Genomic DNA, 17,600 nt, shown 5'->3' on the forward strand with positions numbered 1-17,600 from the left:
CCACTGCGGTGCCAAGATGGAGTCAAACCTTACTGGCGCGGCAGGCAGGGCTGAATGGCTCTGCTGTTTCCGGCTTGTTTTTCAAGGCAGCCGGCCGCACCCACCCCACCCTAAGGAGATCATCATGGCTACCAGTGCTTTCTTCATTCCTTCCGTCAACCTGATGGGTGCCGGCTGTCTGCAGCAGGCCGTTGACAGCATGCAAGCCCAGGGCTTCAAGCGTGCGCTGATCGTGACGGATGCCGGCCTGGTCAAAACTGGCCTGGCGGCAAAAGTGTGTGGCTTGCTCACCACAGCGGGTATCCAGTCAGCGGTATTCGATGGCGTACACCCCAATCCGACCAGTGCCAATGTAAACGCCGGTCTGGCCTTGCTGCAGGAAAAACAATGTGATGTGGTGATTTCGCTGGGCGGCGGTTCGCCGCATGACTGTGCCAAGGGCATTGCGCTGGTGGCGGTGAATGGCGGCAAGATTCAGGATTACGAAGGTGTAGACAAGTCGGCCAAGCCGCAATTGCCGCTGGTGGCCATCAATACCACCGCTGGCACCGCCAGTGAAATGACCCGTTTCTGCATCATCACCGACGAATCGCGCCACATCAAGATGGCTATTGTGGACAAGCACACCACACCGATTCTGTCGGTAAACGACCCGGAAACCATGGCTGGCATGCCGCCGTCGCTGACTGCCGCCACCGGCATGGACGCCTTGACCCACGCTATCGAGGCCTATGTTTCCACCATCGCCACACCCATTACCGATGCCTGCGCGCTTAAGGCCATGAGCCTGATCGTGGCTTTCCTGCCGCGTGCCGTGGAAAACGGCCAGGATATGGAAGCGCGCGAACAAATGGCCTATGCCCAGTTCCTGGCCGGCATGGCGTTCAACAATGCCTCGCTGGGTTATGTGCATGCCATGGCGCACCAGTTGGGTGGCTTCTACGACCTGCCGCACGGCGTGTGCAATGCGGTATTGCTACCGCACGTGCAGGTGTACAACAGCAAGGTGGCGGCTGCACGTCTGGCTGATGTTGGCGTGGCGCTGGGCGTGAAAGCCAGTGCGGACGATGCGATCGAAGCCATCCGTCAGTTGGCGGCCAAGGTGGGTATCCCGGCTGGTCTGACACAATTGGGGGTGAAAGAGGAGGATATCCCGGTACTGGCCACCAATGCCCTGAAGGATGCTTGCGGCTTTACCAATCCGGTACAGGCTACGCATGAAGAAATCTGCGCCATCTATCGCGCAGCCATGTAATCGGCAGCCAGTCTGATTGCACGCGACAGGGTCGGCTTTGCCGGCCCTTTTTCATGGTTTATTGCACATGGATGCTAGCAAAACCGGCGGCATGGGCGGCGCTGCGGATGGCATCCAGTACCAGTCTGGCCTTGCGTGGGATGCGGCGACTGGCAAACACCGCATGCATCTGCGCATCTTCCCCCCGGCTGGATACGATGCGGTAGTCCGGGCACAAGCGTAGCAACTGGCCGCTGGCCACCAGTGGTTCGGCCAGCCAGTCGCCCATGCGTGCCACGCCCCAGCCAGCCAAAGCGGCCTGCAGCACGGCATTGCCGGAGCTCACCCGATGGCTGGCATTCAGATTGAGGCTGACCTGATGGCTGTCCGAAACGAAATTCCAGGCTTTCAGGATGCGTGGCGCGGCATGAATCAGGATGGCGTGCTCGGACAGCTCTTCTGGCTGCAGCGGCAGGCCACGGCTGGCGACATAGGCCGGGCTGGCGTACAGCCGACGTTGATAAGGCCAGAGCGGGAAGCCAATCAGTTCGCTGGAGGCGGGATAGGCCCCCCGGATGCTGAAGTCCAGCTTTTCGCGTATCGGCTCCAGAACGGTATCGCTGTACAGGATGTCAAACCGCAGTTGCGGGTTGCTGCTGGACAGCTGCTGCAGAATGGGCGGCAGGAAATGGCTGGCCATTACTTCTGGGGCAGAAAAACGCAGCCAGCCGCGTGGTGTGCTGCCCAGGGCGGCCAGGTCGTCTTCCACTTCTTCCTGTAATTGCAACATCTGCCGCGCTGTATCGTAGTAGGCTTCGCCGGCCATGGTCAGGCTGACCTGTTTTTGCGAGCGCGCCAGCAGGCTGCTGCCCAGGCTTTCTTCCAGCGCTTGCACCGCACGGGTGGCGGTGCTGGGGGATGTTCCCAGCTGACGTGCAGCCGAGACAAAGCTTTTGCGTTCCACCACGGCGCAAAATACCTGCAGTTCCCATAGCAGCTTCATATATTCACCAGATTGCAGAATCTGCAATACGGTATTGCAACAACATGGCCGGTGCAAGCCCTACAATGGCAAGCATTATCAGGAGGCTGTCATGTTGTTGACCTTGGGATTCTTGTGTTTCTTCTCTTTTATGGCTGGTTTGATTGATGCGGCCGTTGGTGGCGGTGGCTTGATCCAGACCCCGGCGCTGTTCAATTTTTTGCCGCAGTACTCGGCAGCCACGCTGTTTGGCACCAACAAGATGTCCTCGGCAGTGGGCACGCTGTCGGCCACCCGCTCTTATTTGCGGCGGGTACGCCTGCCGTGGAAGCTGGTGATTCCGGCGGCCATCACCGCATTTGTGATGTCGTTTGCTGGTGCGGCCACGGTGAATGCTATTCCCAAGTCGGTGATTCGCCCGCTGGTGCTGGTATTGCTGGTGTTGATGGCCATGTACACCTTGTGGAAAAAGGACTTTGGCAAGCTGCACAAGCCGGTGACGATAGGGCGGCGCGAGATGGTGGTGGGGATGGCCATTGGTGGGGCCATCGGGTTTTATGATGGCTTGTTTGGGCCGGGCACCGGCAGCTTTCTGATTTTTCTGTTCATCCGCTTTTTTGCCTTTGATTTCCTGCATGCATCGGCGGCGGCCAAGGTGGTTAACCTCACCACCAATGTGGCGGCGCTGGCGTTTTTCATTCCTACCGGCAATGTGCTGTTCCAGTACGCCATCCCCATGGCGGGCTTCAATGTACTGGGGGCGATGACCGGTTCCTGGGTGGCGATGAAAAAGGGTGCCGGCTTTGTGCGGATGTTGTTCCTGCTGCTGACCACGGTACTGATTGGCAAACTGGCCTGGGACATGTTGCAGCCCTGGCTGCATGGCTAAATGAAAAAAGACCACGCCGGATCGCGTGGTCTTTTGTCTTGTTGCCCGCTGAGGACTCAGTCGTGCTTGTCCCAGCCACGGTGACGGCCATGGTCGTGATGACGATGGTGATGATAACGGCGTCCCTCATCACGCGCCGGGCCGTCCTGGCGTTGATCCTTGGTGGTAATGGCCACGCCGGTGGCTCCTCCCACCGCACTGCCGATGATGGCGCCATTGCGGCCACCCACGGCATTACCGACTGCTGCACCTGCTGCACCACCTACTGCACCACCAAGAATCGCATCTGTTGTCGAACCGGCCTGGGCGGCAGTGGCTGCCAGGCTGAGGGCAATGACCGAAATCCACTTGTTCATTTGCATGGTTTGCTGCTTTCACTAAGTTAGTGGCGGCAGTCTAGTAATGGCAGGGCAAATCGGACAAGTGGTGAATTGTTAGCAAGTATTGAAAAGCGTTTGGCAAGAAATGGCCATGGCATGGCCTTGCGCTGAATGAATGGCAAGATGCTGATTTTAAGTAAGTTTTTATTCCATGCTGCCAACTTGGGTTTATAACAATCTGTTACAGAGTCAGGTCGGGTAAATCACCTGACCCTGCAACAGCCATTGTCATGCTGCAGCGGGAAATACTGCGCAGCCTGGCGGGGCTTACTGACCGGAGCAGCCGCAACCGCCGCCACCACCGCAGCCGCCACCGCTGGCCGGGGCGGTTTCCTGGGGCTGGCCCAGGCTGACCTGGAATTCGATCACGATCATTTCCGGCTGGCGCTCGGCATAGCGGAAGGTAATTTGATGGCCATAACGCTGGCGGACCTGTTCCAGCAAGGGCAGCGGATCGTGATCATTGACAAAGCGCATCACTTCGCCATCGTGCAGCGATTCAAGTGCGCCGAAAATAGCAGCATGGCGGAAGCGCTTGGCAATACCGCGAGCATCGAACAGATAGCTGGTATGCAGCTGGGGGGACAGCGTAGTCATGGTGTTCTTCCTGCTTGAGGGTGGTGAAGCCCGGATTTTGTCGCAGGCCAGGCTTGCCTATCCTTGAGTCAGGATAAGAATTTCAGCTTTGCCAATTGCACTGCAGGTAGCGCCCTTGCCGTCAGCCTGTAGCAAAAACCGGAGCTTGTGATGAAGCCGCAACGTTGTCCTCCTGCCGCGCAGGCATATAGTCTGCTGCAGCTTCCCAATGTCGGTCCGGCCATGGCGGCGGACTTGCGCCTGCTCGGACACGAGACGCCACAGACGCTGGCCGGTGCTGATCCGCATGCGCTTTACCTTCAGCTGTGCAGCCTGAGCGGGACCAGGCAGGACCCCTGTGTGCTGGATGTCTTCATTTCGGTCTGCCATTACTTGCAGCATGATCAGGCGCTACCCTGGTGGCACTTTACGCCTCGGCGCAAGCAGTGGCAGGCCGGGCAAGCTGTCAGCCTGCTGCCACCGGCTGTACAATAGCGCGCCATGAGTCACCAAACCCGCCCGCCGGCTACCGGCACACGCCTGCTAGCCTGTCACGAATGCGATTTGCTGCAATCTGCCCCGCTGCAGACGGAGCAGGGCGCATTGTGTTGTCGCTGTGGCTGCCAGTTGCTGCCAGGGCCGGCTTATCGTCCAAGCACCTCGCTGGCCCTGGTGCTGGCCGGCTTGCTGGTGTTTGTGCTGGCTAATGTGTTTCCGGTTGTCGGTCTGGAGGCCAATGGGGTCAAGACGGCCACCACCCTGCTGGGGACGGCCTGGCAGCTATCGCAGCAGCAGATGGAGCCGGTGGCCTTTCTGGTATTGCTGACCGGCGTGCTGACGCCGGGGCTGGAGCTGCTCTGCCTGCTCTACCTGCTGCTTCCTCTGGCGCTGGGACATGCACCGCGCGGCTTTGCCCGCGTGATGCGCCTGGTACGCGTGCTGCATCCATGGGGAATGGTGGAAGTATTTCTATTGGGGGTGCTGGTGTCGCTGGTAAAACTTGCCCATATGGCCGAGGTTCATCCGGGCATCGGCCTGTGGTCGTTTTTTGCCCTGATCATCTTGCTGGCAGGTAATGCCAGCCGGTTTGATCCGGGCTTGCTCTGGGAGCGCTATCAGGCATGCCGCGCTACCAGGTAAGCAGTGCAGCCAGCCAAGGGCTGTGGACCTGCCACGGTTGCGGACAGCTATGTCGTGTCGGCAGCACGCTGGCGGGCAGCGCACCCTGCTGCCCGCGCTGCGGTGCCGGCTTGCACCGGCGCAAACCGCACAGCCTGCAATACGCCTGGGCCTTTTTGCTGGCAGCCGTGGTGTGCTACATCCCGGCTAACCTGATGCCCATCATGCTGACGGAAATGCTGTCCGGCACCCAGCGCGATACCATCATGAGCGGGGTGGCCTATCTGTGGCGCAATGGTTCCTGGCCGCTGGCGCTGGTGGTGTTCATTGCCAGTGTATTGGTGCCCTTGCTGAAAATACTGTCCATGTTGCTGTTGCTGCTGACCGTGCACTGGCGTTCGCGCTGGGCACCTCGGCAGCGCACCCGGCTGTACCGCCTGTTGGAAGTGGTGGGGCCGTGGTCCATGCTGGATATTTATGTGGTCGGTTTGCTGGTGGCGCTGGTACAGCTGCAATCACTGGCTACCATCAAGGCCGGCCCGGGGGCGGTGGCCTTTGGTGCCGTGGTGGTGCTGACCATGCTTTCCGCCATGCATTTTGATCCCAGACTGATCTGGGATGTCTTCGAGGATGATGATGAGCGACAAGCCTCTGCCGCAAACGACTGACGAGCATGACAGCGCAACCGGCGCTGATGATTCCCGTAGCCCTGATGGCGTGCCGCTGGCGGTGGCCCGGCCTGCCCGGCCTGGCCGCTGGTCGCCTTCGCTGGTGTGGCTGATTCCACTGGTGGCGGCGCTGATTGGCGGCTATCTGGCGGTGCAGGCCATTCTGGCGCGCGGCCCCACCATTACCATTACCTTCCGCAGTGGCGAAGGGCTGGAGGCTGGCAAAACCCGCATCAAATACAAGGATGTGGATATCGGCGAAGTGACGGCGGTGCGTATCAGCCCGGACAGCAAGAATATCGAGGCCACTGCCCAGCTGAGCAAGGAAGCCGAGCGCTTTCTGGCACGCGACAGTCGCTTCTGGATCGTACGGCCGCGCATTGCCGGTGGCAGTGTATCCGGCCTGGGTACGCTGCTTTCCGGTGCCTATGTCGGCATGGATGCCGGTAAAAGCAGTGAGATGAGCCAGCACTTTACCGGGCTGGATGTCCCGCCCATCATTACCGGCGACCTGCCAGGCCGCCAGTTTGTGCTGAAAGCCTCGGAGCTGGGGTCGCTGGATATTGGCGCACCGGTGTATTTCCGCCGCGTACCGGTGGGGCAGGTGGTGGCCTATCAGCTGGACCGTAATGGCCGTAATGTCGACATCACCGTATTCGTCAATGCGCCGTACGACCGTTTTGTCACGGCAGACAGCCGCTTCTGGCATGCCAGCGGTATCGACCTGTCGGTATCGGCCAATGGCCTGAAAGTGAATACCCAGTCGCTCAGTGCCATCATGCTGGGCGGCGTGGCCTTCGAAACCCCGGTTTCGCCCGAGGACGGCAAGCAGGCTGCGGCTGGTAGCGCGTTCACCCTGTCCAATACCCGCGAGCAGGCCATGCAGTCGCCAGACCACGAAGTGGTGCCGCTGCAGCTGAAGTTCCAGCAGTCGGTGCGTGGTCTTGCGGTGGGGGCCCCGGTGGATTTCCGAGGCATCATCATTGGTGAAGTCACCGCCATCGGCATGGAATACGATGCGCCGCGCAAGGACTTCAACATGCTGGTGACTATCCGCATCTTCCCCAGCCGACTGATCAGCATGTCCAGCAATCTGGACGAAACCCGTCTGCACCAACTGAAACTGGACAAGATGGTGGAGCACGGCATGCGGGCGCAGCTGCGTTCGGGCAGCTTGCTCACCGGCCAGTTGTATGTGGCGCTGGATTTCTTCCGCGATGCCAAACCGGCGCGTCTTGGCCGTAGTCAGGGCATGGATATGCTGCCCACCATTCCGGGTGATCTGGAAGAGCTGCAAGGCGTGCTGCAGCGCATTGCCCGCAAGCTGGACAAGGTGCCGTTTGACAGCATAGGCCAGGAGCTGGATGCCACCATCAAGGAACTGCACGCCACGCTGGGTACGGTTCGGCAGCTGGGTAGTAGCCTGGATGGCAAGGTCGTGCCGCAGACGCTGCAAACCCTGCAGCAATTGCAGCAGACGCTGGATAACGCCAATCAGACACTGCAGGTGAACTCACCCTTGCAGCAGGATGTGCGCAAGGCGGCGCAGGAAGTAACCGAAACCGCGCGCAGCTTCCGTGCGCTGAGTGATTATCTGGATCGTCACCCGGAAGCGCTGATCCGTGGCAAACAGGAAAGCAAACCATGAGCAAGCAATTCGCCCTGATCCGCCGCCTGGCTGCGATGTTACTGATGACGGGATTGACGGCCTGCAGTTCGGTACCGGTGCATTACCATCAGCTGCAAGCTGGCCTGGCCGGTGCGCAAGCCTTGCAGCCCGGTGCGGTATTGCTGGTGGAACAGGTCAGCCTGCCTGCAGGCAGTGATCGGCCCCAGTTGCTGCTGCTCGACGCGCAGGGTCGCCCGCAGCTGCTGGAGCAGCATTATTGGACAGCCAGCTTGCCCCGTTTGCTGACACAGGCCTTAGCCGGCAATCTGGCTGCGCAACTGGGCTTGTCCAGCGTGTATGCCGCGCCGCAACTGGGCCTGGCGCGAGCAGATCTGGTTCTGCAGTTGGATGTGCGCGACTTCCGCCTGCAGCAAGGGCAGGGGGCCACCTTGAGCGCAGCATGGCGCGTACTGCGACCGGGGCAAGGGGGTGTGTTGCTACAGGGCTATTTCAGTCAGCAACACCCTGCCAGCACCTTGGACAGCGCTGGCCTGGTAGCTGCACAGCAGGTGCTGCTGGATGACTTGAGCCGGCAGATTGCCACGGCGCTGGCGGCACATGCTGACTGGTTGCATCCGGTACGCTAACGCGTAGCAGAAGACGGGCGGCGCTGGAACCAGGGCTGGGCATTTTCCAGTTGCGCCGCCAGTTGCAGCAGCAAGCTGTCCTGCCCCGTGCCCGCAACAAACTGGGTACCCACCGGGATATTGCTGGCAGTCCAGTACAGCGGCACGCTCATGGCTGGCTGGCCACTCATGTTGAAGGGAATAGTCCAGCCAATGTATTCCATCAGCTTGCGTGAGTGCGCCGGTACCAGTTGACTCAGTTTCAGTGTCCAGTCCCAGCCCAGATGGCCCAGCAGCAAGGTGGATAGCGCGTCTTCAAGGCGGGTGGTTCCCAGGCTGCCAATGGCTGCCGGCAGCTGGTTCAATACCGGCGTCACCAGCACGTCGTAGCGTTGATGAAATGCCTGCATGCTGCGCCCCTGACGCAAGGCGAAGTCGCGCATCCAGGCAAACTCACCGGCGGAAAGCATTTCACCGTAGCGCGCCAGCGTCCAACTGGATGGTTCCACCAGCCGGAAGCTGGCCTTGCGCCCGCACAGGCGCATGCTGTTGCGCATCAGGCAGGCCATTTCACCGCATACCATCACCAGCATGGCACGGCACATTTCTTCGGCACCATCCAGTGGCGGGTGGGCTTCCTCCACGCTGTGTCCCAGGTTTTCCAGCAAGCGCAGGCTGTGGCTGAGGGCGGCATCGCACTCAGGATGCAACTGCCCGCCCATGAAGGGGCGACGTGTGAACGCGATGCGCAGCTTGCCCGGCGGATGCGTCAGAGCAGCCAGAAACGGCTGTGCTGGTGGCGGGCAATGGTAAGCATCACTGCTGTCGTGGCCCTGGCACAGGATGTCGAGCATGGCTGCGCTATCGCGTACGCTGCGGGTCAATACGTGTTCGCTGGTGAAACCCTGCCAGCTTTCCGAGCGGTTCGGGCCGCATGGCGAGCGCCCGCGACTGGGCTTGAGGCCGAACAGCCCGCAATTGGATGCCGGAATGCGGATGGAACCACCGCCATCGCCGCCATGTGCAATGGGTACCATGCCGGCGGCCACTGCAGCCGCCGAACCACCACTGGAGCCGCCACAGCTGAGGGCGAGATTCCAGGGGTTGCGTGTGGCCCCGGTGAGGGCGGATTCGGTATAGGGATAGAGGCCGAACTCCGGCGTGGCCGTCTTGCCGGCAAATACCAGCCCGGCCGCCCGGTAGCGGCGCACCAGTTCGGCATCCTGCTGCGGAACATGCCCGGCAAACAGGCGGCTGCCGTTGCTGGTGGGCGTGCCGGCCACATCGGCCAGCAGGTCTTTGAGCAGGATGGGCAAGCCTGCCAGCGGGCTGCTGCCAGCGAGCACCTGCTGGCGGTCTGCCATGGTGTCCAGGCGCTGGGTCACTGCATTCAATGGCGGATTGCGGGCGTCCATTCTTTCCCGCGCCGCGCGTAGCAGCTCAGCCTGGCTGATCTGGCCGCTGGCCAGCGACAGACCGTCGTGCTCTTCGTATTCCGGGAAAAATGTCATGGTTTCTTCCTGGTGCTGACTGAATTCGTTCAGCATAATCGGTTTTGCCTGGCTATGTTGGTGCTGTAATTTTATAGTGTTGCTTTATTTTTTGTATTTATGGTTTTTTATTTCATATATTTTAAAAATAAAAAAATTAATTAATATAATTTTGTAGAAGTTTGAATTTATGTGTTTTAGCGCTTGGGTAGAATCTACCGCATTCTCCATTGTGCTCATCATCATGACGCGTATCGCTTCTTCCCCTCGCTCTGCCTATATCCTGCTGGTGCTGACCATGCTGCTGTGGTCTACCAACTTTGTCATCGCCCGTGCCATCCACGGCCAGATCGGCCCGTTTGGCCTGGCTTTCGGGCGTTGGGCCATTGCCTTGCTCTGCTTGCTGCCTTTCGGTCTGCCACGGCTTGGCCGCGCCTGGCCACTGCTGCGGCAGCAATGGCAGAAATTGCTACTGCTGGGGGTGTTTGGCATTGGTTTAACCAATACGCTGGTGTATGTCGCAGTGCGGACTACTACGGCCACCAACGCGGTCATTCTCAATAGCGCCACTCCAATGATGGTGTTGGTGCTGGGCTCGCTGTATTTCCGGCAAAAGCTGGCGCGTCGGCAGTGGGCCGGCATGCTGGTGGCCATGGCCGGTGCCCTGTTGATTGTGCTGAAGGGTAATGTGCTGGGCATGAGCGCGATGCAGTTCAGCCGGGGCGACTTGCTGGTGCTGGCTGCCGGCTTGTGCTGGGCGATATATACCCTGGGCTTGCGTACCTTGCTGCCTGGGCTGGATGCAAGGGTGATGATGATGGTGCTGCTGCTGGTGGGGGAGTGCATGCTGTTGCCGGCGTTTGTGCAGGAAACCTGGCAGGCTGGCGGTTTTCACCTGCTGTCCCTGTCTGCCGGGGTGTCCTTGTTGTATCTGGGGATATTCCCTTCGGTGCTGGCTTTTCTGATGTATAACCGCGCCATTGCCCAGGTGGGGGCGGCCAAGGCTGCCGGTTTTCTTTATCTGATGCCGGCTTTTGGTGCGGTGCAATCCATCATGCTGCTGGGGGAGGAGTTGCACTGGTATCATGTGGCCGGTCTGGCGGCCATTTTTGCCGGCATTGTGCTGGGTTCGCTCAATCGTCGTGCTGTCAGCAGCCACCAGCAGGTGGCCGTGGCGCTATCAACTGCCGACTGATGCGGTGTTGACTACGGATTTCTACGGATGGTTAAAAAGACAGCTTCCTACTAAAGTTACGTCTGTTGGCAGTGCCCGTACTTATTGGATCTCCTGCAGTACCTGCCAACCTTAATTTTGCTTTGTAGTTGAAGTACCTCTGGCTTTTGTTCCTCTTCAGTATTGGCTTTAGCTCGGCCCGGTGATTCCTCCCCGTTTCACCGGGCATTTTCTTGCCTGTCTTTTGCTCCCGGTAGTGTTTTCCCCCTGTGGTGGCCTCGTGTCAGCACCTGGCGCATGGTGGTAATCATGGTCAGTCTGCGGTCTATCCCCTACAATAGCGGCAGATCAACAGCGGCTGTGCCGGTGATGACGTGCTGTCGGGTGTATATCCGGCTTGCAGTGCGGCATCGGTGCTACCCGCTTTTTTTATTACAGGATGCTTCACATGGAACCCGTACGCCTTTCCAAGCGGATGGCCGAACTGGGTATTTGCTCCCGTCGCGAGGCGGATAGCTATATCGAACAAGGCTGGGTCAAGGTAGACGGCGAAGTGGCCGTGCTTGGCCAGAAAGTGCTGCCACACAACACGATTGAAGTGCTGAAAAAAGCACAGGATGCCCAGTCGTCACGCGTGACCATTTTGCTCAACAAACCCGTTGGCTATGTTTCTGGCCAGGCCGAAAAGGGCTATCTGCCAGCAGTGACGCTGGTAAAGCCGGAAAACCACTGGTCGGAAGACCCCAGCAAGAAACGCTTCATCCCGAGCCACCTGCGTGGGCTGGCTCCGGCCGGTCGGTTGGACATCGACTCGGTGGGCCTGCTGGTGCTGACCCAGGATGGCCGGGTGGCCAAGCGCATCATCGGTGAAAACTCGACGGTTGAAAAAGAATACCTGGTGCGTGTAACCGGTGAACTGAGCGAACGTGGCCTTGCCTTGCTCAATCATGGCCTGTCGCTGGATGGCGAGGCGCTGAAGCCGGCGGAAGTTGCCTGGCAGAACGAAGACCAGCTGCGCTTTGTCTTGCGTGAAGGCAAGAAGCGCCAGATTCGCCGCATGTGCGAGCTGGTGGGCTTGCGGGTGGTAGGGCTCAAGCGTATTCGCATCGGCACCATCAAGCTGGGTAATCTGCCCACCGGACAGTGGCGTTATCTGCGTGATGACGAGATGTTCTGACCCGCGTCTGGCCGGGCTTGCCCGACATTGAGCAACGGCGACCGGTGGTCGCCGTTTTGCATTGCAATATCCGGCTTGGATTTGTTGGGCGGGCATGACATTATCAAGGCCATGAACCTGATGCTGACGATATTGCTGCTGGTACTTTCCAGTTTGCTGCTGCTGTGTTGTTTCCCCTCTGCTGCCGGGCAGTGGCTGTTGCGTTGCAGTCTGCGGCTGGTGGGGTTTCGCAGCCACCGGCTGTCTCTCCCGGATGGCGAGCTGGCTTATTTGGAAGGTGGCCGTGGCCACAGCGTATTGCTGATTCACGGCTTTGGTGGCGACGGTCCCACCAGTTGGGCGCGGGTAATGGCCGCGCTCGTCAAGCGTCACCACGTACTGGTTCCGGATTTGCTCTGGTTTGGGCGCAGCCATGCTGCAACTGCGCCTGCATTGCAGGCACAAGCGGACGCGCTGGAAGCGCTGATCCGCGCCCGCGTACCGGGTACGGTACAACTGGTGGGTTTATCCTATGGTGGTTTCGTGGCGCTGGAGCTGGCACGACGGATGCCGGAAAAGATCGCGCGCCTGGTCATCATGGCTTCGCCGGGCATGGCCTACACGCCTGATGACCAGCAAGATCTGCTGGCGCGGGCGCAAGTACAGACTGCCGAACAACTGTTTGTGCCAGGCGATGCGCAAGCCCTTGCCCGCATGATGGCGCTGGTGGGGAGTCCGCTGGCACGGGCACCGCAGTATGTACTCAGGGATGTCTGGCAGTTTTATTACCGGGATCGTGCACCGCAGTTGCGGGCGCTGATGCAGGAACTGGCCACCGGCCAGCAGGCGCATGTCGAGCGCCTAAAACAGCCGCTGACTATGCCGGCTGCGGTGGTGTGGGGGACGCAGGATGAAATTTTCCCCTTGCACATCGGCCAGCGCCTGGCCCTGCAGCTGGATGCACCGCTGATCACCATTGATGGTGGAACCCATGTGCTGCCTGTTGTATCTGCCATAGAGACTGTGGCTGCCTTGCAAGATATTTTGCAGGTGGCCGCGCCGCAGACTTGATCCATGACCACTGCCGGGTACTGTATACCGGGCATACTATTGCTTTTGTCTGAGGGAGAGGTAGCAATGCTGGATTGGCTGTGGCAGAAACTGGGGCTGGATGAGGCTTCAAGGCAAAACAAGGCTGATTTGCTGCATGCCATCGAGACCGTGATTGACGGCTGCGATGGCCGGCTGCGATTGTTGCCGGGCTATCAGCAACGTCTGCTCCCCGGCACACGGCGTACGCTGGACTATCTGGCCGGGCTGCCCTGGCAGCGTATTGCGCCACTGGAACTCTCGCTGCGCAGCTTTGCCACCGATCGCCGGTTGGGTCTGCTGTTTTCCAGCCCGCTGAGCCTGTTGCTGTGCCTGAAGGGCAGCGCTCCACTGCAGTCTTTTTTTCTGTCGGCCAGCCAGGGGGATGAAGCCTGGGCCATTATGAGCATGAGCCGCAGCGAAACCGTACGCTTTGGCATGGTGGAGCACAATGGCGAAATCCGCAGCGATGTTGCCCAGCAGGTTGTTAGTTTCGACCAGCATCGTCTGATCGACCCGTCGGCCACGCCCGAGGATCTGCAGCAGAGTACTCGTCGCCACGGTCTTACTGTTTTGGTTGCCGTGATCGACCGTCGCATCAAGTTACTGCAACAAATGCGGCTGGATTTACAGACCGAGCTGGAACAGCTTCAGCTAAAGCTGGCTACCTTTGGACAGGAGGGGCGGGTGGTGATTGATGCCACCGGAGGGTCTGGCACCCTGGCCAGTCTGCAGCAGGCAGACGCCCAGACACTACGTCAGCGCGAGGCTGAAGTGCAGCAGCAGTTGCAACCGTTGGTACGACTGACCGAGCTGGATGGCATTCTTGAGGTCGTACGCGAGGTGCTGGAGCAGCCGGAAGGTTTTTTCCGTGTAGAAGCACAAACCATCTGCCTGAATCGCATGGGCGTACTGCATGACAGGGTGGATGCGGATGATGTGACTGCCCTCAGCTACGAGCAGGTGATACTGGGACAGTTGCAGCCGATCTCCCGCGTGCTGATGCCGGTACATGTGCAGCGCCAGCATTTGCAAGAGCTGGAGCAGCAGTTTGCTGACGAGCTGGCCTCGCTGGAGCAGCAACAGCTGCAGAGCGGTTTATTCTGATTCGGTTTTTTTGTTGGCTAGTGCACCGGCACTGTCCCGGATCTGCGGCCACACTTCTTCTGCCTGGCTGATGGCATAAGCCTGATGCTTGTATTTGACCACCCCCTGGTCAGACAGCAGCAAGGCATGGTCGGCCTGCACCCCCGCCTGGCGCAGGCAGGCCTGCACACAGGAAAGACGGCAGCCATCCAGCGCCAGAATGGGGCGGCCGGATTGGGCCAGTTTCACCAGTCCGGGTACGCCGCCGCCAACGCCGGCAATACAGGACATTTCCGCCAGACCTTCACGATCCAGGCGCAGCGCAAGATCATTCGCCATCTGAGCTGCGCTGGAGCAGCCCGAACACGCGTAGACCAGAGGGAATTTATTAGATGTCATGCCTCATTGTGCGATGCATGGCAGGCCTGGCGGTATTAGCCTCAGGCATCAGAACGGCTACTCCTTCTGGGGGAGGCGCAGAATCAGTGGCACATTCATTTCCGCCGCACTCACCCCGCCGTGCTGGCCTGGCAGATACAGTGGTTTCTCGTGGGCTAGGGTATCGCGGATGCTCCAGTCAGCACGCGCTAGCAGAGTGACATCGCCACAGCGGCTTGCCAGTTGCGGGTGTGGCTGGCCAGGCCCAAAGGCCCTGGCCTCCAGCAACTGCCGGCTGTCCACCACCCAGCAGGCATGGCCGAGCTGTTGCCGGGCCAGGTCGATGAATGCTTCGCGCAGGCCCGGCTTTATATGGCAGAACACGGCCCGGCGCTCGCCGGACAGGGGAGAAGCCAGCATGGCGTACAGTGCCGGAAAATCCTCATCCAGGCTGATCTGTCGTGCGCGCGGAGTATCGATAAAGCCATGGTCGGCGGTAAGCAGGATGGCACTGTCAGTTTGGTCGGCAATCTCCGCTAACTGGGTAAAGGCCGTATCCAACTGGGTAAACAGGGTTTGTACCGCGTGTGAGTGACAGCCCTGTCGGTGCATCAGGCTGTCCAGTTGTGGCAGGTAAAGATAGTGAAAACCCGGTGTCTGATCTTGTTGCAGGCTGGCGGCCAACTGGGCAAATGCATCCTCGATATCCCGATAGGCAGTGCGCTTGATGTTTCCTGCATGATGCAGGCTGTAAGGCGAGCCAGCGATGTAGTGCGGTTGCAATATCTCTGCCTTCCGCCCCAGTTGTGGTAGCAAGGGCGGGCAAACTAGCAACTGGCATGCCAGTTGCTCCGGTGTCAGCGTGCTTGCGGCGGGATGCCGTACCGACATGGGCAGGGGCGCCACAATACGTTCTTGTCTTGCCTCATCCGCCGGGTAATGCAGATGCCAGCCAATCAGCCCGTGGCTGGCGGGGGAATGGCCAGTCAGCAACGTGGTGATGGCTGCTGCCGTCGTTGCGGGAAACACACTGCTCAGGGTGGCTAGCTGATGGCGGTACAGCATGCTGTCCGGGCCTAGTGTGCGCAGTTGCTGCTCGCCTAAGCCGTCGACGAGTATCAGTACTACATGCTGGTGCCGGGCAATACCGGACAGCCATGGTTGGTACAGCCCGGCATGCCCAGTATGCGGGCCACCCAGTTCACGGCTCAGGCTGGCCATGAGATTGAGCAGACTGCTACCCCGGTAATCGGGCCAATGGCTGCCAGGGCAGAGTGCGGAGAGCGGGGAGGGCATGAAGACTCGCAATACGGCTGAAATTCACCCAGCTTACAGGCATACTGTGCCGACTTGAATCTCTGGTTTATCCGTATGTCCCAAGCCGAGCAAAACATCTGTCAACGTTGTGGTGCCTGTTGTGCTGCCTTTCGGGTGAGTTTTCATTACTCCGAACTGGATACCGAGCCGGGTGGCCGCGTTCCGGCACGGCTGGCTGATGAGGAAACCGCCACCACCATGCGCATGCGTGGAACCGATTATGCCCGCCCGCGCTGCATTGCCTTGGTGGGCAAGGTGGGGGAATCGGTCAGTTGCGGTATTTACAGCGAGCGGCCTTCTCCTTGTCGCGAATTTGGTGCCCGCGCCAGTATTGGCATTTATGAGGAAGCGTGTAATCGTGCACGGGCTCAAAATGGTTTGCCGCGTTTGCAACTGGGCTAAAGGCTAGATATTTTTACTGGGAATCGATGCGCTGGCCGCTATTCTGAAAAAACGCTGTGTTCTGTAGGATAAATACCCTACCGTCTTGCGTAATGTCTCCACCTCGGTCAGCCAGCAGGGCGGTTGACCGAAACTGCCCCGGCAAGTACGCCGGGGCTTTTTTGTGGCAATAAAAAACCGGGCATGTGCCCGGTTTTCTGTTTGGCTTCAGCTGAATTGATCAGCGGCGCTCAACGGCCAGCGCCACACCCATGCCACCACCAATGCACAGGGTTGCCAGGCCTTTCTTGGCATCACGACGCTGCATTTCATGCAACAGGGTAACCAGTACGCGGCAGCCGGATGCACCAATCGGGTGACCCAGTGCAATGGCACCACCATTGACGTTCACCTTGTCGGCAGACCAGCCCAGCTCACGGGCAACACCCAACGCCTGGGCGGCGAAGGCTTCGTTGGCCTCTACCAGATCCAGCTGCTCAACAGTCCAGCCGGCTTTTTCCACGGCCTTGCGGGTGGCGGCAACCGGGCCAATACCCATGATTTCCGGAGCGCAGCCGGTGAGGGCGTACCCACGGATCACGGCCAGCGGCTTCAGGCCCAGCTGATCTGCCTTGGCAGCAGTCATCAGCATGACGGCAGCCGCGCCATCATTGATGCCGGAAGCATTGCCAGCGGTCACGGTACCGTCTTTCTTGAAGGCCGGACGCAGTTTTGCCAGGGTTTCGGCAGTGGTGCCTGCCTTGATGTATTCGTCGGCATCAACGGCTACCGGATCCCCCTTGCGCTGCGGCACCAGTACCGGAACGATTTCATCCTTGAACTTACCGGCTTTCTGGGCTGCTTCGGCACGGTTCTGCGAAGCCAGGGCCAGCGCGTCCTGTTCTTCGCGGCTGATGCCGTATTTCTCGGCCACGTTCTCAGCAGTAATGCCCATGTGGTACTGGTTGTATACGTCGGTCAGACCGTCAGCCACCATGGTATCCACCAGTTGGGCATTACCCATGCGGAAGCCGTCACGCGAACCCGGCAGAATGTGCGGGGACAGCGACATGTTTTCCTGGCCGCCGGCAATCACGATGTCGGCATCGCCATTGGCAATGGCCTGTGCTGCCAGATGTACGGCTCGCAAGCCGGAGCCACATACCACGTTCAGGGTGGAGGCGGGAGTGGTGATGGGCAGGCCTGCCTTGATCACGGCCTGGCGTGCCGGGTTCTGACCAACACCCGCAGTCAGCACCTGGCCCAGAATCACTTCACTGACGTCTTCCGGTTTAACGCCGGTCTGAGCCAGCAGGCCCTTGATGACGGTGGCACCCAGTTCCGAGGCCGGAACTTTGGACAGTGCACCACCAAAGCTGCCTACGGCAGTGCGCAGGGCGGCAACAATCACGATTTCTTGCATAGCTAACTCTCCGTTATGGTTCT

At 59.7% G+C, this 17,600-nt stretch carries 19 protein-coding genes; 12 read left to right on the plus strand and 7 right to left on the minus strand.

Annotated features, from left to right (window positions below; genetic code table 11):
- The first annotated feature begins 124 nt into the window (after positions 1 to 124).
- Positions 125 to 1,255 (plus strand): L-threonine dehydrogenase, encoded by a 1,131-nt coding sequence (yiaY, locus tag ACODR9_RS10610; protein ID WP_488809219.1) that lies wholly within the window; start codon positions 125 to 127, stop codon positions 1,253 to 1,255.
- 58 nt (positions 1,256 to 1,313) lie between these two features.
- On the opposite strand, the gene ACODR9_RS10615 is transcribed toward yiaY, so the two are convergent.
- Positions 1,314 to 2,237: a LysR family transcriptional regulator gene (locus tag ACODR9_RS10615; protein ID WP_488809220.1), complete on the minus strand. Its 924-nt coding sequence runs from the start codon at positions 2,235 to 2,237 to the stop codon at positions 1,314 to 1,316.
- A 91-nt stretch (positions 2,238 to 2,328) separates the two neighbouring features.
- Between ACODR9_RS10615 and ACODR9_RS10620 the strand changes: the two genes are divergently transcribed.
- Positions 2,329 to 3,105: a sulfite exporter TauE/SafE family protein gene (locus ACODR9_RS10620; protein WP_488809221.1), complete on the plus strand. Its 777-nt coding sequence runs from the start codon at positions 2,329 to 2,331 to the stop codon at positions 3,103 to 3,105.
- Between the two features lie 56 nt (positions 3,106 to 3,161).
- Here ACODR9_RS10620 and ACODR9_RS10625 read toward each other — a convergent pair whose 3' ends face one another.
- Together ACODR9_RS10625 and ACODR9_RS10630 are read right to left on the minus strand one after the other, a co-directional pair.
- Positions 3,162 to 3,461 carry a YMGG-like glycine zipper-containing protein gene (locus ACODR9_RS10625; protein WP_488809222.1) on the minus strand — a complete coding sequence of 100 codons (300 nt, stop codon included), beginning with the start codon at positions 3,459 to 3,461 and terminating at the stop codon, positions 3,162 to 3,164.
- A 291-nt stretch (positions 3,462 to 3,752) separates the two neighbouring features.
- On the minus strand, positions 3,753 to 4,082 hold the full coding sequence (locus tag ACODR9_RS10630; protein WP_488809223.1) for a DUF2249 domain-containing protein: 330 nt from the start codon (positions 4,080 to 4,082) through the stop codon (positions 3,753 to 3,755).
- Between the two features lie 150 nt (positions 4,083 to 4,232).
- On the opposite strand from ACODR9_RS10630, the gene ACODR9_RS10635 reads away from it, so the two are divergent.
- The 5 genes from ACODR9_RS10635 to ACODR9_RS10655 all read left to right on the plus strand — a co-directional run bounded on the left by ACODR9_RS10635 (position 4,233) and on the right by ACODR9_RS10655 (position 8,104).
- On the plus strand, positions 4,233 to 4,556 hold the full coding sequence (locus ACODR9_RS10635; protein ID WP_488809224.1) for a helix-hairpin-helix domain-containing protein: 324 nt from the start codon (positions 4,233 to 4,235) through the stop codon (positions 4,554 to 4,556).
- A 6-nt stretch (positions 4,557 to 4,562) separates the two neighbouring features.
- The gene (locus ACODR9_RS10640; RefSeq protein WP_488809226.1) at positions 4,563 to 5,201 is read left to right on the plus strand and encodes a paraquat-inducible protein A; all 639 of its coding nucleotides are present in this window, start codon (positions 4,563 to 4,565) and stop codon (positions 5,199 to 5,201) included.
- Positions 5,183 to 5,848, plus strand: coding sequence for a paraquat-inducible protein A (locus ACODR9_RS10645; protein ID WP_488809227.1), 666 nt, complete (start codon positions 5,183 to 5,185; stop codon positions 5,846 to 5,848). The genes ACODR9_RS10640 and ACODR9_RS10645 overlap by 19 nt, the downstream gene beginning before the upstream one ends.
- On the plus strand, positions 5,817 to 7,496 hold the full coding sequence (locus tag ACODR9_RS10650; RefSeq protein WP_488809228.1) for a PqiB family protein: 1,680 nt from the start codon (positions 5,817 to 5,819) through the stop codon (positions 7,494 to 7,496). Before ACODR9_RS10645 ends, ACODR9_RS10650 begins: the two co-directional genes overlap by 32 nt.
- A gap of 146 nt (positions 7,497 to 7,642) precedes the next feature.
- A complete protein-coding gene (locus tag ACODR9_RS10655) occupies positions 7,643 to 8,104 on the plus strand; it encodes a PqiC family protein (RefSeq protein WP_488809339.1) in 462 nt (153 codons plus the stop codon).
- Here ACODR9_RS10655 and ACODR9_RS10660 read toward each other — a convergent pair.
- Complete coding sequence (locus ACODR9_RS10660) at positions 8,101 to 9,630, minus strand: amidase (RefSeq protein WP_488809229.1); 1,530 nt, start codon at positions 9,628 to 9,630, stop codon at positions 8,101 to 8,103. The two genes, ACODR9_RS10655 and ACODR9_RS10660, sit on opposite strands and share 4 nt — an antisense overlap.
- Positions 9,631 to 9,817: 187 nt before the next feature.
- Here ACODR9_RS10660 and ACODR9_RS10665 point away from each other — a divergent pair, with 187 nt between their 5' ends.
- From ACODR9_RS10665 to ACODR9_RS10680, 4 genes are all read left to right on the plus strand, one after another.
- On the plus strand, positions 9,818 to 10,768 hold the full coding sequence (locus ACODR9_RS10665; protein WP_488809230.1) for a DMT family transporter: 951 nt from the start codon (positions 9,818 to 9,820) through the stop codon (positions 10,766 to 10,768).
- Positions 10,769 to 11,195: 427 nt separating this feature from the next.
- Positions 11,196 to 11,924, plus strand: a complete 729-nt coding sequence (locus ACODR9_RS10670) for a pseudouridine synthase (protein WP_488809232.1) — start codon at positions 11,196 to 11,198, stop codon at positions 11,922 to 11,924.
- A gap of 111 nt (positions 11,925 to 12,035) precedes the next feature.
- Complete coding sequence (locus tag ACODR9_RS10675; protein ID WP_488809233.1) at positions 12,036 to 12,974, plus strand: alpha/beta fold hydrolase; 939 nt, start codon at positions 12,036 to 12,038, stop codon at positions 12,972 to 12,974.
- A gap of 66 nt (positions 12,975 to 13,040) precedes the next feature.
- Positions 13,041 to 14,099, plus strand: coding sequence for a hypothetical protein (locus tag ACODR9_RS10680; RefSeq protein ID WP_488809234.1), 1,059 nt, complete (start codon positions 13,041 to 13,043; stop codon positions 14,097 to 14,099).
- On the opposite strand, the gene ACODR9_RS10685 is transcribed toward ACODR9_RS10680, so the two are convergent.
- Together ACODR9_RS10685 and ACODR9_RS10690 are read right to left on the minus strand one after the other, a co-directional pair.
- Complete coding sequence (locus tag ACODR9_RS10685; RefSeq protein WP_488809235.1) at positions 14,091 to 14,477, minus strand: putative zinc-binding protein; 387 nt, start codon at positions 14,475 to 14,477, stop codon at positions 14,091 to 14,093. The genes ACODR9_RS10680 and ACODR9_RS10685 overlap by 9 nt on opposite strands.
- A 57-nt stretch (positions 14,478 to 14,534) precedes the next feature.
- Positions 14,535 to 15,752: an alkaline phosphatase family protein gene (locus tag ACODR9_RS10690; protein WP_488809236.1), complete on the minus strand. Its 1,218-nt coding sequence runs from the start codon at positions 15,750 to 15,752 to the stop codon at positions 14,535 to 14,537.
- A 75-nt stretch (positions 15,753 to 15,827) separates the two neighbouring features.
- Between ACODR9_RS10690 and ACODR9_RS10695 the strand changes: the two genes are divergently transcribed.
- Positions 15,828 to 16,175, plus strand: a complete 348-nt coding sequence (locus tag ACODR9_RS10695) for a YkgJ family cysteine cluster protein (RefSeq protein ID WP_488809238.1) — start codon at positions 15,828 to 15,830, stop codon at positions 16,173 to 16,175.
- Positions 16,176 to 16,395: 220 nt separating this feature from the next.
- Here ACODR9_RS10695 and ACODR9_RS10700 read toward each other — a convergent pair whose 3' ends face one another.
- Positions 16,396 to 17,577 (minus strand): acetyl-CoA C-acetyltransferase, encoded by a 1,182-nt coding sequence (locus ACODR9_RS10700; protein WP_488809239.1) that lies wholly within the window; start codon positions 17,575 to 17,577, stop codon positions 16,396 to 16,398.
- Positions 17,578 to 17,600: the final 23 nt, after the last annotated feature.

The organism is Aquitalea sp. FG25 (genome assembly GCF_057809375.1).